The organism is Aureibacter tunicatorum (assembly GCF_036492635.1).
GTDB classification, from domain to species: domain Bacteria; phylum Bacteroidota; class Bacteroidia; order Cytophagales; family Cyclobacteriaceae; genus Aureibacter; species Aureibacter tunicatorum.
On record NZ_AP025305.1, the window covers coordinates 521,340 to 542,251 of the forward strand.

The 20,912-nt window shown below is 37.2% G+C and carries 15 protein-coding genes; 4 read left to right on the top strand and 11 right to left on the bottom strand.

Features of this window, described 5'->3' with window-relative positions; genetic code table 11:
• Positions 1-30: 30 nt before the first annotated feature.
• From AABK36_RS02070 to AABK36_RS02105, 8 genes are all read right to left on the bottom strand, one after another.
• A complete protein-coding gene (locus tag AABK36_RS02070) occupies positions 31-822 on the bottom strand; it encodes a DUF4249 family protein (RefSeq protein WP_309937379.1) in 792 nt (263 codons plus the stop codon).
• Between the two features lie 4 nt (positions 823-826).
• Positions 827-3,145 carry a TonB-dependent receptor gene (locus AABK36_RS02075; protein ID WP_309937380.1) on the bottom strand — a complete coding sequence of 773 codons (2,319 nt, stop codon included), beginning with the start codon at positions 3,143-3,145 and terminating at the stop codon, positions 827-829.
• 170 nt (positions 3,146-3,315) lie between these two features.
• On the bottom strand, positions 3,316-4,008 hold the full coding sequence (locus tag AABK36_RS02080; RefSeq protein WP_309937381.1) for a LytR/AlgR family response regulator transcription factor: 693 nt from the start codon (positions 4,006-4,008) through the stop codon (positions 3,316-3,318).
• Complete coding sequence (locus AABK36_RS02085; RefSeq protein ID WP_309937382.1) at positions 4,002-4,721, bottom strand: sensor histidine kinase; 720 nt, start codon at positions 4,719-4,721, stop codon at positions 4,002-4,004. Before AABK36_RS02085 ends, AABK36_RS02080 begins: the two co-directional genes overlap by 7 nt.
• Before the next feature lie 452 nt (positions 4,722-5,173).
• Positions 5,174-5,920, bottom strand: a complete 747-nt coding sequence (locus tag AABK36_RS02090) for a LytR/AlgR family response regulator transcription factor (RefSeq protein ID WP_309937383.1) — start codon at positions 5,918-5,920, stop codon at positions 5,174-5,176.
• Between the two features lie 96 nt (positions 5,921-6,016).
• The gene (locus tag AABK36_RS02095) at positions 6,017-7,102 is read right to left on the bottom strand and encodes a sensor histidine kinase (RefSeq protein WP_309937384.1); all 1,086 of its coding nucleotides are present in this window, start codon (positions 7,100-7,102) and stop codon (positions 6,017-6,019) included.
• Entirely contained in the window at positions 7,093-7,728 is a 636-nt protein-coding gene (locus tag AABK36_RS02100) for a hypothetical protein (RefSeq protein ID WP_309937385.1), read from the bottom strand. Before AABK36_RS02100 ends, AABK36_RS02095 begins: the two co-directional genes overlap by 10 nt.
• Before the next feature lie 94 nt (positions 7,729-7,822).
• Positions 7,823-9,985 (bottom strand): TonB-dependent receptor, encoded by a 2,163-nt coding sequence (locus tag AABK36_RS02105; RefSeq protein ID WP_309937386.1) that lies wholly within the window; start codon positions 9,983-9,985, stop codon positions 7,823-7,825.
• A 462-nt stretch (positions 9,986-10,447) separates the two neighbouring features.
• Between AABK36_RS02105 and AABK36_RS02110 the strand changes: the two genes are divergently transcribed.
• From AABK36_RS02110 to AABK36_RS02120, 3 genes are all read left to right on the top strand, one after another.
• Positions 10,448-10,699: a hypothetical protein gene (locus tag AABK36_RS02110; protein WP_309937387.1), complete on the top strand. Its 252-nt coding sequence runs from the start codon at positions 10,448-10,450 to the stop codon at positions 10,697-10,699.
• Positions 10,700-10,898: 199 nt separating this feature from the next.
• Positions 10,899-12,503 (top strand): SulP family inorganic anion transporter, encoded by a 1,605-nt coding sequence (locus AABK36_RS02115; RefSeq protein ID WP_309937388.1) that lies wholly within the window; start codon positions 10,899-10,901, stop codon positions 12,501-12,503.
• A gap of 354 nt (positions 12,504-12,857) precedes the next feature.
• Positions 12,858-13,319, top strand: a complete 462-nt coding sequence (locus tag AABK36_RS02120; RefSeq protein WP_309937389.1) for a phosphoribosyl-AMP cyclohydrolase — start codon at positions 12,858-12,860, stop codon at positions 13,317-13,319.
• Between the two features lie 58 nt (positions 13,320-13,377).
• Here AABK36_RS02120 and AABK36_RS02125 read toward each other — a convergent pair whose 3' ends face one another.
• Positions 13,378-15,945 (bottom strand): DUF5686 family protein, encoded by a 2,568-nt coding sequence (locus tag AABK36_RS02125; RefSeq protein WP_309937390.1) that lies wholly within the window; start codon positions 15,943-15,945, stop codon positions 13,378-13,380.
• 429 nt (positions 15,946-16,374) lie between these two features.
• Here AABK36_RS02125 and AABK36_RS02130 point away from each other — a divergent pair, with 429 nt between their 5' ends.
• Positions 16,375-17,031 (top strand): porin family protein, encoded by a 657-nt coding sequence (locus AABK36_RS02130; protein WP_309937391.1) that lies wholly within the window; start codon positions 16,375-16,377, stop codon positions 17,029-17,031.
• Between the two features lie 53 nt (positions 17,032-17,084).
• Here the strand turns inward: AABK36_RS02130 and AABK36_RS02135 are convergent, their stop codons facing one another.
• Positions 17,085-18,371 carry a phosphatidylserine decarboxylase gene (locus tag AABK36_RS02135; protein ID WP_309937392.1) on the bottom strand — a complete coding sequence of 429 codons (1,287 nt, stop codon included), beginning with the start codon at positions 18,369-18,371 and terminating at the stop codon, positions 17,085-17,087.
• Between the two features lie 166 nt (positions 18,372-18,537).
• A complete protein-coding gene (gene hypD / locus AABK36_RS02140; protein ID WP_309937393.1) occupies positions 18,538-20,904 on the bottom strand; it encodes a trans-4-hydroxy-L-proline dehydratase in 2,367 nt (788 codons plus the stop codon).
• Positions 20,905-20,912 lie beyond the last annotated feature (8 nt).

Below are 20,912 nucleotides of genomic sequence, written 5' to 3' on the forward strand. Positions count from 1 at the left end.
TATCCGCTTCGAAGGTGAAGCGGATAATTATTACTCCCATATTCTATTGTAAACCAATTTTTGAGTTTCGTTTGTATAGGCACTGAAATACCCTAGAGGAGTTCCATTTATATTATTTCGAGGGTTTGAAGGAACTTCCATACCAGAAGAGCTGTGCAAGTCACTAAGGTAAGTGTAAACTTCCGATGTAATACAACGGAGTTCTATCGAAATAATATCTCCTTCTTTTAAAATTCTATCCTCGTCCTTGAGCTTTTTGTTTTCAGCCATTCCATTAGCGATATCATTGTACAGGTAAGTATTCATTTTCTCTCCGTTGATATACTCGATAACTTGTAAATAATACTCGTACCCTTCATTCCAATGAAAAAATATATAAATATCATGATAGGAGTCGTTATCATTCTTCTCATTTATTTGTTTGACGGAAATAGAATCAAAGTGAACAGGCTCAGGCATTTGACTTGTTGAGGAAAAAGACCTGTTGTCCGCATCAATTTTTAAATAATATTCAATATTTGTTTTTCCATTAATATTTTCTGCACTATACATTCCTGATTGTTGCTCTTTTAAAATCTCTTTGTTCCCTTCGCTATCAGATAGTTCTACTAAAGCACCTTCAATCGGAGAAAAATTATTTTCATCATAGTAATCGGCCGTTTGCGTAATTTTCACAAATGAATTTTCTGAACTCGTTGTAATTTTTGCTTCAATTACAATTTCTGGTGTTTTATGATTAAGGTTGAGTGTAATTTCTTCTTCACAAGACGTTAGTAAAGCGCCGATTAATAAAAGGATTATAGAATGCAATATATTTTTCATGATCTTAAAATCTAAAATTATAGGTTATTGAAGGGACATAAGTAAATAAATGCGTTCTGGTGGTAATTGATTTGGAAGGGTTGTCAGGATCTTGCTTGAATTGAATGACAAACGCATTTTTTCTTCCATAAGCATTATATACAGAGAAGCTCAAGCTGCTTTCAAACTTTTCCGTTTTTTTTAATTGGCATGTTGCACCAAGATCTAAACGATGGTAAGCAGGCATCCTATAGCTATTCCGTTCAGAGTAATAATAGTGTATTTCTCCATCGATTTCATATTTGCCATCGGGAAATGTTACCGCATTGCCTGTATTGTAAACCCAGGTGGCTGAAAGGTTCCATTTTGGATTTAATTCAAATAGGGCGACAATTGACAGGTCATGTGTGGCATCTTGTTTGGCAGGATACCAGTTTCCTTTATTGATATTTTCTATCTGTTTTTCCGTGCGAGATAGTGTATAGGCTATCCAACCGTTTAATCGACCCGACTTTTTTTTCATCATTAATTCCAATCCATATGATCTTCCTTTTCCAAACAACAACTCGCCTTCTAAAAATTCATTGGCTCGGGTATTAGCTCCATCTTTTAGATCCATTTGATTTTGAAGCCAGCGATAGTATACTTCTCCCGACAATTGATATTCATTGTCTTTAAGATTTTTAAAATAGCCTAGAGAAAGTTGATCGCTTATTTCAGGTTGTATATTTTGACTAGAGGATATCCAAATATCTGTAGGAGTTGTTATTGTTGGGTTTTCGATCAAATGAACCGTTTGTGTATTTCGCGTATAAGAAAATTTGAAAGAGTTTGAAGGATTTAAAATATAAGCTAGATTAAATCGGGGCTCAAGGTTATAATACTCTTGAACAACTTCTCCCGATTCAAAATATTGGGTATTGACTAATTCACCATCTTCAAACGTGTAGAAATCACCTCCGCCCATCAGATTAAAAGCCGCGAAGCGCAAGCCTGCGGAAACAGACCAATGAGGATTAGGCTCCCAGCTATAGTTAACATAAGCGCCATACTCATAGATATTTCTTTGCAGGACATTAACAGGTTTCGTATCGGTATCTCCTTCGACTAACAATTGCCCAGGCAAAACAGTATTGTTTTGAAAATATGCTCCAAAATCCAGTGTGGAATTATTGTCAATAAAGTATTGAAACTCATGTTTCAAATTAAAATTTGTAATCTCTGAAAGGTAGCCTATATTAGACGAGTTGTCGCTTACTCTCACATCGTGATTGTATTCAGAATATATAAGCGAAGTATTGCTAAATAATCGGCTATTCCATATTTTGTTCCAGCGCAAGGTAGCAGTGACATTTCCCCAGTCCAATCCAAAAAGATCTTCAGAGGACATTACATCTTTTCCCAAATATCCTGAGAGATAGATTCGATTATTTTCGTTTATTTGATAATTGGCTTTAAGGTTTAGGTCGTAAAAATACAGCTTGCGTTCGTTGATGTCTTCGTCTGGAGATAGTTTCATAAAGAGATCTGCATATGTTCGGCGACCGGTAATAAGAAATGACCCTTTGTCTTTCACTATTGGTCCTTCCAGACTTAATTTCGAGGCAATAAGTCCGATTCCTCCTCCTATATGGTAATTCTGATTGCTGCCTTCATTCATTTTCACATCCATCACCGAAGAAATTCGACCTCCATATTTTGCTGGAGCCGTTCCTTTATAAAGTGTTAGATTTTTGATCGCATCGCTATTGAACGTTGAGAAAAAGCCAGCAAGATGTGAAGCGTTATATATCACAGCTTCATCCAAGAGGATTAAATTTTGAGAATTGGTTCCACCGCGTACCATCATTCCTCCGTTTCCATCTCCAGATGTTTTTACTCCCGGTGTCAAAGTCAATGCCTTTATAATATCTTGTTCGCCGAACAAGACAGGAATAGTTTCCAACTCTTTTGGCGACAGTTGTTCGACACCTATTCTTTCTGATGTGATATTGTCATTTTCTTTTTTTGCCATCACAATAATGGCATCCAATTGCTCTTGATTTGGCTTTAGCTTTATATCCATACGTTGACTTTCATTCATTGATATTTGAACAACTTGAGTCTGATATCCGATAAAGCTAACTTCGACTGCGTATTCTCCTTTGGGCAGTGAGAAAGAATAAAATCCGTATGCGTTGGTAGCTGTGCCAGTTGACAGCGACCTTACTGCGACTGTTGCCCCAATCATTGTTTCTCCATTATCTGCGTCATAAATAGTTCCACTAAGCGTCACATCCTTTTTGGCTAGAGCTTTATTATTTATGATAATTGTTAAAGTCAAAACTAAGATAAACCTGCTCATTGATTTTTAGTATTTTGGTTTTCACATCATGCAGTCAAGTTTCCCTTAAATATTTCTATTCAAAAGGAGTCAACTGAACTTTAAGCATGACTACTGAAAACAAAAGTATATCAACTATCATGTGAGCGGAAATAATGTCGGAGAAGAGCTAGTTTCTCTAGGCGAAAGGTTTATTCAAGCTTATACCTTTTTATTATGTCTGCTTTATAGCTGCTTCCAATAGGAATTTTTATTTCATTCATCATTATATTGTTCGCTCTTATTTGATCTATTTTTGAAATTGAAACGATAAACGAGCGATGCACTCTTAAAAATTGATTGTCCGGCAATTGATTCATTAGCTTAGTCAAAGACATTAAAGAAAGCACAGGCGAACTTTCTTTTCTATGTATTTTTACATAATCGCCCAAGGTTTCACAGTATGTGATCTCATTGAACGGGATTTTTACCAAAGCATACTCTGATCGGACATAAAGAAAAGCGGGAACGCGACTTGATTCTTTTTTAAATTCATAATAGTCCAAAGCTTTTTGACAAGATTGCTTGAATCTATTGAATTCGATTGGTTTGAGGAGGTAATCCACTGCATTTACATTAAAGCCTTCAACCGCATATTGACTATAAGCTGTAGTGAAAATCACCATTGTTTCTTGCTGAATCCTTTTATAAAAATCGATGCCATTGGTATCCGGCATTTGGATATCGAGAAAAATCAAATCTGTGGGGAATTTCGCCAAGTATTTATAAGCTAATGATGTCTGTGTGAAACAACGAGTTAATTCAATAAAGGGAATTTTATCGCAAAATGCTTTAATTACATTCAAAGCAATTGCTTCATCATCTATAGCTATGCATTTCAACATGATAAAGGAAATTTTAATAATACTGAATACTTTAAATCGTTTTTTTCAATTTGTAAAGTGTACTTATTTACGAATAGCAAATCCAATCGCTTCTTTGTATTTGCTAAACCAATTTGACTGGAGTCACTATTTATCGCCTTTTTCTTAGGAATGTCATTGCTGATATCGAATTCAATCCATTGATTATCAATGATAATATGAATGATTATTGATGTCTCTTTTTCTGTGCTTACACCAAATTTAAATGCGTTTTCGATTAGATTTATGCCAAGCAATGGAGGCAGAAATTGATTAGTGATCTTGCCTTCAACCTTGAACACAACATTTGTTTTCTCAGTTAGTCGTTCTTTTTGCAAAGCGATATAATCGTCATAATATTTTATTTCTTGAGCTAAACTTACTCTACTTTCTTGAGTATCGGATAAGACGTAGCGCATCATCGAGGAGAGTTTGCTTATGCTTTCTACAGTTTTATCGGACTTTGTTATTGCTTGGCTATATATAATGTTAAGTGTATTGAAGAAAAAATGCGGGTTAATTTGTGACTTAAGCACTGACAGCTCTGACTTTATTTTTTCCGCTTCAGCGTCTTTATATCGTGTATAATAATGGATAGCAAAAGAAGAAACCAACATGGAGAATGTATAAAAAACATATGTGATGGAGACAAAGAACAATTCAGTCTTGTAATAATCAGCTTCATTTCTTGTCATGAAATAGAAGATTATAATTATAATATGCACTCCTAAGAATACCGATAGTATCGAAAGCGAATATTTTAAATATTTTCGTTTGAAAAAGAGCTTGGGTATGCCTATGTAATAATTATATAAGTAAGGAATGATCGTTAAAATGGCGGAGAATAAATAAATGATTCGTCTTATCGAGTGGCTTGACACAAATTCTATCGCGCTAAATAAAACTGCTGGGGTTAAATACAAAACCCAGAGCAGTATGACTAGCAAAGCGGTGCGCATTTTATCTGACTTCATATGACAAAGTAGCTAGATTATGTCAATGATGTATTAAAATATCGGAGTAAACCTAATATGTGTCGGCCTATAGTTATTATGTAAATTGGGGCAAGAGAAAAAAGTTTTATTGGAAAGTAATTAAGACGAAGCTTTATCGTTAGACTATCTTTAATTTTTTGAATATTAAACCATCAGGCTCCCATCCATTCCTTGAATTTGCCTACACGATCGCGGCTGACAATCACTTCCTCGTCTTCGAAGCTCTTGACAAGCACTCTTAGCCGGCTTGATGAATATGTATACACTTCATTAATCGCTGCCAACGAAACGATATACTGCCTGCTAACTCTAAAGTATTTGTTTGGGTCCAATAGAACTTCAAGCTCGGCCATGTTATGGTCTAAGACATAGTTTCTGCCTGTATCCGTGCGCATGAACGCCACTTTATCCTGCGTGAAAAAGCATACTGATTCATCAACAGGTATGGACTTGAGTTTTTCTCCATACTTGACCATAAATCTTTCTTTATATTCTCTGCCTTTATTATTTGAAGATATTGCTGGTGAATTTAATGCAATGTGATGCTTTTTGTACTTTTCAACTGCAATCTCCAAGGCTTCTTCGCTCACAGGCTTGAGAAGGTAGTCGACAGTATTGGCTTTGAATGCTTTTAAAGCATGGTCAGGGTAAGCTGTCGTAAAAATAATGGGCGTGTGCAATTCAATTTGATCGAAGATTTCAAAGCTTTGCGCATCGGACAATTCGATATCCATGAATATCAGCTCGGGTTGACTTATTCCTTTTGTGGATAAAAACTCGACAGTTTCTTCCACTGATTCAAAAGTATCCATAATCTCAGCTTTGGGAACAACTTTCCTAATCAATCGCTTTAGTCTTTTGGATGCTAATGCTTCATCTTCGATAATCAAAATCTTCAAACCCTTTGTTATTTAAACTAAAAAATGATTTTATATTCATAAAAATAGCTATAAACAAATATGAAAATCAAATTTATTCTTAGCAGAATTATTAAATTATGATACAAGAGAACTGAATTGTTTTTCTTTTATCAAAGGAAGATGAACTTCAAAGCTTTCTTGATCTGAAAAGGTATTGATTCCTTTATCGTTTAACATTGTATATCTTTTGTCAATGTTCTGAAGTCCAAGACCCATTGATATAGCTTTTTCATTTTTTTTCGTCATGTTATTTCTAACGATCAAATGATCATTGTTAATGATTACTTCAATTTTTAAAGGAGTTTTTTTCGTCATTTGGTTATGCTTCATCGCATTTTCCAATAACAACTGAAGGCATAGGGGAGGTAGCTTTGTGTTCAATTCTTCGGGATCAATATGGATGTCCACAATGAGACGTTCTTCAAATCGAATTTTCTGCAGGAAAATATAGTCTTCGCAAATTTTCAACTCTTCCGATAGCTCAATTAAGGGTTTGTCTTGCACGGCTAAAATGTATCGATAGATATGCGACAGCTTTTGAATAAACATCTCCGAAAGGTCTGCGTCTTCATGAACTAATTCACTCAGTACATTCAGACTGTTGAAAAGAAAGTGAGGATTCAATTGATTCTTCATCGCAGTTAGTTGGCTCTCCATATGCTGAGTTTTTAATTTTTCCTTCTCGACAAATGTTGTTTTCCATTCTGTGAAAAAAGAAATGCATTGAAATATCAAGCTCATGAATAGCGATATCAACAATGTCCCGGTCCCATTTTTTAAAAACATCGGAGAACTCCATAGCTCCCATGGCCAGAGCATTTTTCCTCCAAAGTAAATATTCAGCCAAAAATGCAAAAATGTCGTAATACTGAGATTTACCACAACAAACAAAGTCAAGCTCCAAAAAAGACGTTTTCTAAGTTGTTTGATCCATGAAAATTTAAGCTCCAGATATTCATTGTAAGCTTGATTGCCTGTATGCAACGAAAAACCAAAAATAAAGAAGATTATAGAGATTCGTATGACATGCGACAGCGATGCGGTTCCTCCAATCAAACTTGGAGTATTTATTAAAAACAGCCCAAATGCCAATGTCGCATGCACATAAAGGGCTGTTTTTAGATTTTTTGATAATATGAACTTAGATATTCTTAATGACATTTTTGAATGATGCTTTTATTGTTTTTTCCTCCCCAGTTCACAAAGTATTTTTCCGTCGAGCTAAAGCTTTCGAATAGTTCATCCGCTTTTTGCAAATGAGGCAAAGCAGGCTTGCAACCTCCTCCAAAAAAGCTTGGCGTATAATAATAATTCATACCTAGCAAATGGCTAGCTCTGGGGTTTTGAGGTGATGATTTTATCGTCGCTTCCAATATATCTCTCGCTTTGCCAGAGTATTTAGCGCCTCTCATCATTGGGCTTACTTGAATTCTGCATTGATTAAGCCATGCTTCCAACACGTTTAGTTCCGCTTCATCTCCATCATTCGTTCGCGCTTTATCTATATACTTTTGGGCATCATCCAAAGTCGGATCAATCAAATCCTTGTCAAGGCCCATATTCGTTGACATTATTTTCGCCCAAGCGACATAGTATGCAGGCAACCAATCGTTGGCTTCTTTCATTGAAATTCTTTCAAAATGGTTCGCCATTTCTTTCATTTCATCCAGCGTTTCAAAATCTTTCATGATTTTCAAACCTTTTTGCATGGCCTCATCATAAGCTGTTTGAGCGAATAGGCTTGTCATGGATGCGAAAAAAAATAAGATCAAAGTTAGCTTTTTCATAATGATTATAATTTTAGGTAAAAAGGTTATTTAATAAAAAGTATTGTTAGAATTAATTTCTAAAGTTTAAGACTGGTAGAGAAAAGCTTTTAGGCTATTTTTCAAATTGAATGAATACTCCCAGAAAAAAATTGCGTTGCATAAACGCTCCTTGCTTCATTTTGACAAATTCTCCATCATCATAAGGATCGCTAGAGTATTGATAGCCGTAATCTTGGCTTAAGCCAAGCACATTATTAATAGCGGCATGGACTACAGTGAAGTGTCCAAACACATTGGTAAGGTAGCTGGCATTAATATTCAGACCGTGATTAGGAGAAGCGTATTTTTCTAAAAAATCACCATCTTTTTGAGGTTCATAATAAGGCCTTCCGCTTGAGTACCAATAAGTCGCTCCAAATTGAGTGTCTATCGCATTTACAAAGTATTTATACACAACATTGGCGGTATGCTTTGCTCCATACCATGGCACACGATGCTCGTTGTAATTTTTCACCAACCTTTCCGCGTTCACAAATGAATATGAGACCCAATATTCGCTATTCTTGATAGAACCTTTGTCCTTCCAAAACAAATCAACACCATAAGCATGACCATCTCCGAAATTATTATATGTGCCTTGATCGTACCTTTCTTCGAACCTGACCATATCGCTATAGCTTTTGTAATAAGGCTCAATTCTTAAGAATTTTCCATCATTCTCATATTGATAGTTCAGGATATAATGCCATGCTCTTTCTAGCTTTAGCTCAGGATTTACTCGCAAGTCATTAGCATCGGGCATTTGAGTAAATATTCCTGATGAAAAAGACATTTGAGCATTTTCTGATAGTTTAGATGCGATTCCAAATCTTGGACTAAATAGAGCGCGATTGCTTTGGTGATCATATTCTATTCTGCCGCCGATTCTTGTGGTGAAATTTTTAGTGGGAGAGTATGTGAACTCTCCAAATCCAGAGGATAAAGAAAGCGTTCTTTGCTGTGAATATTTCTCCTCGGTCAATTGAGTATCAAAATCATAATTTGCTTTAGTTAATTCCAATCCTGCGATCCAAGTTATCGAGCGGGACAAATCGTTTGTTAATTTTATCTTGGCTTGAAGATTATGCGAAACTATTTTTTCAAAGACTTCATCAGCCCATTGCATGTCATTTACATCTGCGCCATATCCCAATCCAGCAAAAAATTCCCATGAGTCATTCCAAGCTTGCTTATAAGTAGCTTGGGAAAATAAAAATTGATTGTCCGCTTGATAAAGCTTTAGCTTTAAGCTGTCTTCAATATCCAATCGATTAAGGCTCATTTTTCCGCCTCCTATAGATGTGTTGAATTTTAATAAAGCGGAATTCTTAAAAATCTTTCGATACGCTAAGTTTGAAGCATATGATTCCGGAGCTTTTTTAAAGTCCGCATTGGGCTTGTTGATTTGATATATTGGATGAAGATTGACATAGTTTGCATCTACCATTAAGGCTGAACTGTCAAAACGTTGATTATGCATGCCTCCAAAACCGACGGTCATAAGATGAAGCGAGCTTTGACTTTGCTCGGGCAAGTCATTAGTCTCTAAAATCACCGCTCCGGAAAGAGCGTCTCCATATTCAGCGGAAAACCCTCCAGAGCTGAACACTAATCCCTTGCTCATGTTTGCTGAAAACCTGCTTCTCATAGGCACATCAGGTATTTTGGACGCATAAGGATTGGCAACTCTAATTCCATCAACATAAGTCTGTGTCTCTCTGGCATCGCCGCCCCTGACAAATATTCGCCCGTCATCTTCCGCTCTTTGAGTGCCCGATACCGCCATAAGCCCTGCGACTAAATCTCCCATGGTTCCGGGAGTAGTGAGTATGTCTCTTTTGCTTAATTTTACCGATTGCTTTCTTTCTGACACTTCAACAATAGTCCCTGCTGATATCTGAACGGCATCTAGTTTGGTCCAAGCTTCGATAAGCACGATATTCACTTCTATTGTCTTTTCCTTTAAAATTACAATTTTCTCAAAAGGCTCGTAACCAATGAAAGAACAGATTAGAATTTCTTCTCCCTTTGCTTCTGTGGTAAATTGATAAGTTCCATTAAGGCTTGAAGAAGCCCCATCGTAGGTATTTTTCAACATGACATTTGCGCCGGGAATGGCTTCTCCTTTTTTATCAATGATTTTGCCTTTTATCAAGATTTGGGCAAAAGATTCATTAACGCTAAATGATAGTAAAAAGAAAATAAATGAAATGGCTATTGAAGAGAAGTTGAGCATATTCTTAGGGCTTTTGTTTTAAACTTATGGCTCAAATATGCAATGGAATATCATTCCTTTAAAAAGAAGCTTGCCGAGTGGTTGATTTGAATGACTGAATTGAATTATTGATCAACTCAATCGATGAATAAAGGCTTGTAATACCTAATCTTTTGGATTTATACTTAAGCAAGGATAGTCTCTCATGTTGTTAATGTCTAATAAAATTTTTTCAAAAAAAGTTATATTTAAACTCTGTCAAAGAATTTAAATTCATTTATTTTATTATTTTTGTTCACAGTGTCAAAATGAGTGTAATTTAAAATATGCTCAAGGCAACCTTTTGCAGTTCAAGGTAGTATACTGGAAAAATTAATAATATTGAAATTCAAGCAAAAAACTATATCGAACCCTCAGCACGCCGAAACGTCTCTTTTTCGATCAGTTTCTCTTTGTGTATTTTTTGCTTGGTTTATGATATTTATGACTTCTTCAAATCACCTTATTCAGTTCATTGACGAACTTCAATCAGAGAATATCGAATGTTGTGAAGAAAAAGAAGCGGAGAAAGAGCAAGATGAGAAAAAACAGTTTGATTTTTTGCTCACGGAGGCTCAAAAAGAGCTTGGAGACGATTGTAAAATAAATTGGAATCATTCGCAACCGCAGTCCATGTGGAAAAACCCTCATTTTGACTTGCAAACACCACCTCCCCAGCTGGTTTATTTCTTGTAATTTTTTAACATCAAAATCGAGAACATTGCATATGAAGGGCTGTGATGTCGATATTTTTTAAATGGTCGATAGATAGCTTACCCATGCTTAGTGCAAGATTCCACAAGTCGAACATTTAGCTAAATGGATAATTATGCTGTATAATTTTGTTGTTATTTTTCAAACTAAGCAAAACCATACTTCAACTAAATTTACAGAAATGAACCAAAACAATAATATATTCGCCAATCTTAAGAGCGATATACCCGCGGGTGTCATCGTATTCTTAGTGGCTATGCCGCTTTGTCTGGGCATGGCCTTAGCTTCAGGAGCTCCATTATTTTCAGGAATTATCGCTGGCATTATCGGAGGTATTGTCGTAGGAGCGTTAAGTGGCTCGCAAGTCGGCGTAAGTGGACCTGCGGCTGGCTTGATAGCCATTATCTTGAATGGTATTGCAGTTCTTGGCAATTTTGAAGCTTTCTTGTTTGCCCTAATTATCGCAGGTGTAATGCAAATTGCGCTTGGAGCCCTTAAAGCTGGAATTATAGCTTATTATTTCCCAGCGTCAGTAATCAAAGGTATGCTTACTGGTATTGGTGTGATCATCATTAAAAAACAAATTCCATTGCTATTTGGGTATACTGGAGAGGAAAACTTCTTCTCATTTTTAGTGTCAGGAAACGATTTGATAGCATCTTTTACCATGGGAGCGATTGTAATAGGTATTATTTCCATACTTATAATGGTAGCTTGGGAAACGCAGTTTATGAAAAATATTCCTATCACGAAAATAATCCAAGCACCGCTTATTGTCGTAGTTCTAGGTATTTTGTATACTTCATTTTTATCAATCCCAGGATTTGAGCTTAGCGCCAACCAATTAGTATCCATCAACATAGTTGATTCATTTGAGAGTTTCAAAGGTTTATTCAGAAGTCCTGATTTTACAGTATGGAATAATCCTCAAGTATACGTAGTGGCTGCTACTTTAGCTGTTGTGGCTAGTATAGAGACATTATTGTGCGTAGAAGCTACTGATAAAATGGATCCTGAAAAGAGAGTAACTCCAGCTAATAGAGAGTTATTCGCTCAAGGTGTTGGTAATGTGCTTTCAGGCTTCATCGGTGGACTTCCAATTACTCAAGTAATCGTAAGAAGTTCTGCTAATATTCAATCGGGAGGTAAATCTAAATTGTCTGTAATTATTCACGGAGCATTATTATTGATTACGGCTATACTTATTCCGACTATTTTGAATAAAATTCCATACGTAAGTTTAGCGACTATTCTTATTACTGTAGGTTTCAAATTAGCAAAGCCTTCTCTATTCAAAGATATGTACTCTAAAGGTTGGACTCAGTTCGTTCCTTTTATGATTACAGTATTAGGTATCGTAACATTTGATTTGTTGGTAGGTATAGGAATGGGACTTGCTGTTGCCATCATTCATATTCTTTGGAATAACTTCAAAACTCCTTATCATTATGACGAGCCATCAAGAAAAGGAAACGAGCCTTTTATCATCAGACTTGCGGATCATGTGACTTTCCTTAACAAGGCTAGCATTTTGCATACTTTAAATAATATTCCTGCTAATACGGAAGTAATCATTGATGCTTCCAATACTAAGCAAATTGATGCTGATGTGAAAGAAATCATCAATGAATTCAAGGAAAAAGCTGAAATGAAAAACATCAAGTTAGACTTAGTGGATTTCGACAAAGTAGAGCAAGAAGAAGATTCTGTCGACAAGCTTTACAAGCATTTTGTAGCTCACACCAAGGTTAATGAATCAGAAGCTTTAAAAGCTGAAAAAGTGTAATTATCATATCGAGAGAGCACTGCGAACATCAGTTGCTCTCTATTATTCATTATTCTTTTTTCAGACTAGCAGAATATACAATTTGAAATTTTTAATTGCCAAGCCTCCTTTTAAACTTGGCGAATTTTATATATCAAAGCCTTATAAAGTTTCAATTGTCAAATTTTCATAATTACTCTTCGATAATTTATTTAGAGAGATTTGGAGAATAATTTGAGCCGTTTTTTTGAGGATATAATATCAATAAAGCTATAAATATCAGCTAATTTTGCACTACTGATTCCTAATTGCTTTATAGGGTTTCATTAATTCAATTGACACATTCAAAACAATATAACTTAAAACATTTTAGAAATGATAACTAAAGAAAATGTATTAGCAGCTCAAGATTCTTGGGGAAGCGCAATCGTTGAAATCGGATCGCACAAAGGAAAAGAGACATTGACAGATGTAACTTCCAATATCATTGATAGATTGTATGCTTATGAGCTTGGAACTGTATTGTTCAAGCCTACTAAAGCGGCTGAAATTCAATTCAGACCTACGAAAGAAAGCGCATTGTCTTATTTCATCGGAGGAAACAGCAATTTCCCTGAGGACGGCGGATTCGCTATACAACCTTGGACTGCTGTAAGATTCGAAAACTCGGATATCATTTTGGAAGAAAACAGAGCAATCGCAATGGGCAACTATTTTTTCACTGACTTGGACGGTGGCGTGACTAAAGTTGAGTACACATTCGGTTACAAAAAAGATGGTAATGGAAATTTGAAGATCGACCTTCACCATTCTTCTCTTCCTTACAATCCTGCTTAGTGGGTATTAAGACAATATTAAAAAATGAGGCTACTTTATTGGTAGCCTTATTTTTTTATCAAAATTTGATCTTTGCCGATAGTCTTATGCTCCAAGGATTTGTTGAATAACTAACCTCATTGTAATTCATACGGCGTGAGACATCTACACGGAAAAACCTGAATATGTTTTCAATTCCGAAACCAAGGCCAACAAATGGCATGCTAGGGTCAAGTGTGTTGAATCTTTGGATTCCATCATCGCCAACCACAGGCGTGCCGAGTAATTGAGCATTGTATCGTTTGTTTTTCTCGGTCATCCCTCCCCAGACTATATCGCTAAATAGCACAAATCTAGCTCCTGTCCATCTATTCAATTGTCTGAGGCCGGGGATAGCGCTAGCGAGCCTTCCTTCAAAGTAATGTTCCAAACGGGTTTCTAGATAATAGTCGCTGACAAATTCGAATTCGTTCATACCGCGTATTGTTCCGTCCACGGCAAGAATTGATTCAGCTCCTTGGTGAATATGAAGAAGTTGGTAAGGAGCTTCCGTGAATGTATAGCCTCCGTTTATCCAGTAGGAAAAAGATCCGATCCCTAGGAGTGGAATGAACATTTGTCTCGCTTTGAATGATGCTTTTCCATAAGGAACCCAACTGTTGTTCGCATTCAAATCTTGGAAGTAGCCAGCTGAAATACTGGTTTCAAATACAGGTTTATTTAAGGGAGGAACGAGTTTTAATTCGTTGTTTTTATTCAGCAATATTTTATCATGTTTGGTGTACATGAGCTTTAGACGTGCTTCATAGGTTTGCAATGGAGCGTCTATCCCTAAAATCTTATTTGTATTTTCGTTAATATTTTTTTGTCTGGTATCATAATTCCAGATTTTGAGATCGTCTTTGGACAAGTCCATTTGCAGACGAAGGTTGGATGTATGAAAAGTAGACCAAGTAAATCGGTACAGTTGGCGATAGTATGGATTTTTACTTTGCAAGTCTCCCCATCTGGCTAAAGATCGGGCAAATGGGTTCACGCCTGTTTCAAGCTCGAGCAAGCCTAAAGGCATAAGCTCATTCATCGTTTCGAAACCTATGTAATGTGCTTTTTCCGGATTGATATTATAGTACATTTTAACATCGTGCTTCCATTTTTGATCGTCAAATCCGTAGGCAATATTAGGGATTAAGAGTAGTTTGCGGTCAGAGGTGTTTATACGTCCTCCAAGACCAAGACGAAAACCTTCGATATTGTTATAAGCTATCGCGTCTTGATGCTTTCCCCATGCGATATTTTTTCCATTGGTATACGCGTTCATCCCAAAGCGCAATAAGTTGGTAAAACGCTTGACGGATTTGATTTCATTGATGGAGTCTATCATTTGGAAAGTTTGGTTGGATATTGGTTTCAAACTGTCATAATTGATGTACTCACTTTTGGCTGTTTCCCATTCTTCAGGATCTATGTTATTTTCGTCTTCTGTTTTTATTTCAAATCTTTTTTCAAAAACCGATGAAGCTATTTCCGCTTGAAGCTTGTAATCATTGTAATGATATTTATAGTCTAATAATACCGCTGGAAATCCGTCGAAAAATTCCGAAACGTTGTATTGGATATGAAAATACTTTTTTGTCCAAATGCCTGAAGGCTGGCGTTCCATATTTTGAACAACATTCATTTGGCTGATGAAATTGACATTCGCGCTTTTTGCCAATTCCAAGTCCGCTTTTACCAGTGCATTATCTTCTTTGTCAATCCATAATTGGCCTTCAAAAGCCAAACTTCCTTTTATTCGTGGCTCCACTTCGATGAGGTAGGTTTCTCTGCCTTGGTGGTTCAAGCTGTCCATAAGCCAAAGTTTGTAGTTCACTCTCCAAAAGCTTGACAATGGAGATGGAATGCCTTTGTCAAGCAGCATAATATTGTTGTCGTTAAGATCTCCACTATGAAAAGGGCTTTCTGTTATAATTCTCACAATCTCATCGGAGCGATCTATGCCGATGGCTTTGAACTGTTCGTTGACGGGTTTGCTCTTTCGTTTTTCCCCTTTAGCATAATTATTCATTATAGCTTCGCAGTGAACTAGGGGAATAAGGTTGCAAGTTGAAGAATCATTTTTGGCGACAAATTCAGCGGCGTCATGAATGAATTTTAGTTTTTTGGCTTTAGCAGGATCCATAGACAAGTCTATGCTGTTTAGGGATGTGCTAGTGTAGCTGTTAACTCCTTTTTCAGTTATTTGACCTCTTTGCTTTGAGGCTTTTCGAATGATATTATAGGCAGGATTCTCTCCGGCTTTGAAGACTACTGCGTCAAGCTTGGTGACGTCTTCTTCCAATTCGAAAACCATGGATGAAAAAGGCGTTTTGCAATCGAAGTTTTGTATTTGATAACCGATGGAAGACACAGAGATTGTAGCTGAGCTCCATTCTTTAGGAAGAAGCAAAGCGACTTCTCCATCTGGACTTGATTCGACTCCATACAATGGGTCTTTTTCTACATATACATTGGCGAAAGGTATGGGTTCTTTTGTGTTTTTATCAATTACTTTGGCTGTGAGTAGTATTGTTTCTTGAGACCAACATTCATATAGACTCAGTGCAAACATTGTTATTACAAGTGAATACCTTAATAAAGATTGTGACATTAGAGTAATAGTTTATGCTTAGTTTGATGATATCGGTGGGAACTGCTTGAATTGCTTTGTGCTGTGTAGTTCGATTTGCAATTCATCTCTATATTCACCACAAAATTACGCTAATGAGTTTTTGTAAGGAATTGATTGTCTGTGAGTTGTTTGATTTTCTGGTGAGCTGTAAAACAAGCCTTTGGATTGAGAAATTCGAAAATGGAACGACTTAATATTGTCAGTACCTAAAGTGCAATAGTAGCTTGTCAGCCAATATGGGAGGCTTGAGTTTTAGCAATAATTAACGGTTGTTGATCAAATAATATGAAACAAACTTATTTAAAGTGATACTTAAATGGCTTTACATCAATTTTTTCATTGGCTTTAATTGAAAATAGTATCAGTTTTTGTAAATTATAAGAGACTAAAACACTTTTATTTTTTTGTATGAAAAGATTATTAGCACTCATATTTTTTGCATTGATTGGTTTCGACTCTTTTTCCAGCAATTTTTTGTCTAATGCCAATAATGAAATTCATAAGTATAGAAGGCGCAAACAGTCTAGCCCTTCATTTGAATTAGGATTTCAAGGAGGTTATGGCGTCGCGAATGTTTATCTCAGCGAAGGATCGGCTAAATCGAGAGGCGTATTTCATCTAGGAGCTATTGGGCAATATAATTTTAATGAAAAATGGGCATTTGTGTCTAAGCTGCATTTTGATCAGAAAGGCTATACTTATACTGACAACACCTCTGGAAAGGAGTCATTGACTTATGTTAATTTGCCAATGATGGGAAAGTTTAGTTTTGGAAATGGGGTGAAAGGTTATCTGCAAGCAGGATTTCATGTTGGTTATTTATTAGTGGCAAGGGGAGAGAATGAAGGAAAAAAAGTGGACACAAAAGACATGTACAATAGTTTGGATTTTGGACTTGCAATAGGGCTTGGAGTGGAATTCCCTTTGGATAAGGATACGAAGATGTTTTTTGAATGGGAGGCTAATTCCGGAATGGCGAATATAGCCAATCATCCAACGCATGATATAAAAGTTAGAAATGGGGCTTCGAAGTTGGCTGTTGGAGTAAAATTTAATATAGAATAAGCAAGAGTCTGCCTCAATATTATCATGTGAAGCAGACTGATTGCATGTTTAGGTTATTCTGCGTTCAAAGGATTCAATTCGCCAAATTGAACTCCTTGTTGAAGCTTGATGCCGTCGAATACTCCTGGCTCGAATAATAGAATGACGGTCGAACCTCCATAAGCGAAATGACCAATTTTTTCACCTTTCTTTACTTGAACTCCGCTGGAAGGAATTCTTCCGGGTTCGAATTTAGGTTCGAAGTTGATTGAGCTGATATCGTCCAAGCCCACAGGTATCATAGCTATATATCCATGATGTTTTGTCTTGATGATGTAATATCCTCTATGATAAACTCCGAATATGCCGTAGTTGGATTGATATCCTCCAATGTTTCCATTATTTGAAAAAGTGAAAAACTGTCCATCCATGCCAAAATACACTCCGCCTACATAGTCCACTGCCTTCGTTTCAACGATAGTTCCGGCCGCTGGAGAATGATAATGATGATAGTCATTGGGCAATAATACGGAAGCGGTTGCTGTGCCTCCAATAAATTTGGAAGCATGTTCGGAGCCTGCCAGCAGTTGATCCACATTGAGGTATTCATTGTATTTGGTATGGATTCTAGATTCTGTATTTAGGTTTTGGTTGATGACATTGACAAGACCGTCTGCAGGAGCCGAAAGAATGTTGTCGTTTTCAGGTTGAAAAATTGGCCTGGCCTCAGGCTTTACATTACGAGTGAAAAATTCGTTGAATGTAGTATATCCTTCGAAGCCTTCTGTCGTGTCATGTGGAGGAATGAAGTCATTCCAAGCCGGTCCTAGTGCTTCTTTCCATTGCTCCATAATCGTTGGATCAATAGAGGCTGTGCTGTCCATAAAGTCGCCTCTGGCATCTACAAATTTTTTCGTCCAGCTTAAGCCGGGCTCTGTTGCTACGAATTTAAGCGCATTGACATTGTAATAGCACAAGCCATATAAAAGCTCATAGTACTCCATACCATTGGTAGGGTTTGGAACAAATGTGCTCCATGCTTGAAAAAAGTCCATCAAATCTTCGAAGTTCTTTTCAGGCCAAACAAATAGTTCTGAAGAGTCATCAGGGTATTTCGCTAATTCTTCAGGAGTAGGCGACCAGCCATCAGGAGTTGGAATAGCACTGAGCAATGCATTATCTATGATATTCCTAAAGTTTTTATCAGTATCATATAATGCTTTAAGCTCCATAACAACAGGAGAGTATTGCTTCTCCGACTTGTCTTTTTTCTTTCCTTTTTTGGCGAAAGCGGGAGTGGCTATCGCAATGAGAATTGCAAGTATGCATATTACTTGCGTTGTAACGTTTCTTTTTTTCATCTTTTGAAATAGTTGGTGGTAAAAATTAATACGGCTTTGTTGAGCACCTAAAGAAAGCAAAAATAGAGTCGAAAAAATATTTCAAAATATTTCGTTCTGAACTGAAATAAAATACGGCCGACAAGATGCCGGCCGTTGAGATGAAATAGATAGGAATAGAATATTTTTAGAATACTTCGTGAGCGGTTCTTCTGATGATCTCGTCTTGAAGTTCTTCGCCAAGATCATTGAAATAGTCGGAGTACCCAGCCACTCTTACGATGAGGTCTCGATAATCTTCTGGCTTGGCTTTGGCTTTTTGCAATGTTCTGGAGTCTACTACATTGAATTGGATATGGTGCCCGTCCATTTTGAAGTAGGAGCGTACAAGCGAGGCTACTTGGCGAATGGAAGTGTCGTCCTTGAAAAAGCTAGGAGAAAATCGTTGATTAAGCAAAGTGCCACCTGTTCTTAAGTGGTCGATTTTCGATGCTGACTTGATGACAGCTGTAGGTCCATTGGTGTCTGAACCATGAAAAGGCGATATTCCCTCAGAAAGAGGAATGCCGGCTTTTCTTCCATCAGCAGAGGCTCCGATTACTTTGCCAAAATACACATGGCAAGTTGTTGGCAACATATTGATGCGAAACACGCCTCCTGTGGAGGTTGGCCTGCCGTTGACACTGTCATAGAAAATGTCAAAGATGCTTATTGCTTGCTCGTCGGCATAATCATCGTCGTTTCCATATTTAGGCGTGTGATGCACTGCTTGTTTGCGCATAGCTTCAAAGCCATTCCAATTAGCTTCCAATGCGGATTGCAGTTCAGCAAAAGTAAAAGTGTTATTGTCAAAAATATGGTATTTTACCGAGGTCATGATATCTGTCAACGAGCCAAGTCCTACGCCTTGGATGTAACTTGTGTTGTATTTAGCTCCTCCGCTGTTGTAATCTTTGCCTCCTTCGATACACCCTTCTACCAACAATGATAGGAAAGGAACAGGAAGAAAATCGCTGTAAAGCCTTTCAATAATATTGTTGCCTTGGATTTTGATATTAATAAAATGATTGACTTGTCTCTTGAAGGCTTCAAGCAAGTCGTCAAAAGATTCAAAGGTGGCAGGATTGCCTGTTTGCAAACCGATTTCTCTTCCAGTTACCGGGTCTCTGCCATTGTTTATTGTGATTTCAAAGACCTTTGCCAAGTTAAAGTAGCCGGTCAGTCCATATTTTTCCGTACCGAAAGCACCTGTCTCAACGCAACCTGAACATCCTCCTTTCCTAGCGTCAACAATATCTTTGCCTTGCCTAAGCAACTGGTTGATCAAGCCATCGGTATTGAAAATCGACGGTTGTCCAAAGCCTTTGCGAACCACTTTTATGGTATGGTGCACGAATCTATCCGGATTCATCTTGCTGATTTGCACCATTGAGCTGGGTTGGACCATTTGCATGTCGGCAACGACATCTAAAATCATATAAGACATTTCATTGACGGCATCTTTGCCATCAGGGGTAAGGCCTCCGACATTGATTAAGCAAAAGTCGGTATACGTACTGCTTTCTTGAGCGGTGATGCCTACTTTAGGCGGAGCCGGATGGTTGTTGAATTTAATCCAAAATGCTTGGAGCAACTCATAGGCTTTTTCTTTGGTTAGCGTTCCCGCTTCAAGTTCTTTTTTATAATATGGGTATAAGTGCTGGTCTAATCTGCCGGGGTTGAAAGCGTCCCAAGGGTTTAGCTCGGTGATTACACCCAAGTGAACAAACCAATAATATTGCAGAGCTTCATGAAACGTTTCGGGCTTGTTCGCTGGAACTCTTCTGCAAATTTTGGCCATGTGCTCCAATTCAAGCTTCCTTGTTTCATTTTCACAGGAATCAGCTAAGGTTTCAAGTTTGTCAGCGTGTCTGTGTGCGAAATTTATGAGAGCTTCAGCCGTCGCCTTCATAGCATTTAGCTCTTCTCTTTTCTCATAAGCTTTATTGTCATTGAAGAAATCAAGTTTTTTTATCGAATGCTTTATATCCGCTATGATATCAAGCATCCCTTTTCTGTATATGATATCTCCCAATACGGTGTGTCCTGGCGCTCTTTGCTCTTGGAATTCTGTGAATATTCCCGAAGAGTAAGCATCATGCCATTCTTGAGTCATGTTTTCGACTAAGCGCTCTCGATGCGATCTTCCTGTCCAAAATGGTATAATAATATCTCGATAGGTCTGCTTTACATCATCGCTGACTGAGAAAGATACCTTTTCTCTTGAATGGAGTGTTTCTAGATCTTCTAGGGAATGGACGCAAATTTCAGGATAAGTCGGGGTGGCTTTAGGGGAAGGTCCTCGCTCTCCGACGATTAGTTCGTCATCTAGGATGCAGATTTTTTTATTTTCAAAAATGTATTTGAAGCAAAGGCCTCTTTGCATGGCAATAGACAAACCTCCAATTCCCTGTTGTTGGTAAAATTCGGTTACCAGCAAAGCTCTTTCAGCGCTTATCGTATTTGGAGCGTTTAGACTTTGCTCCCTAAGGTTCTTGATTCTATCGTTGATCATAATGGATT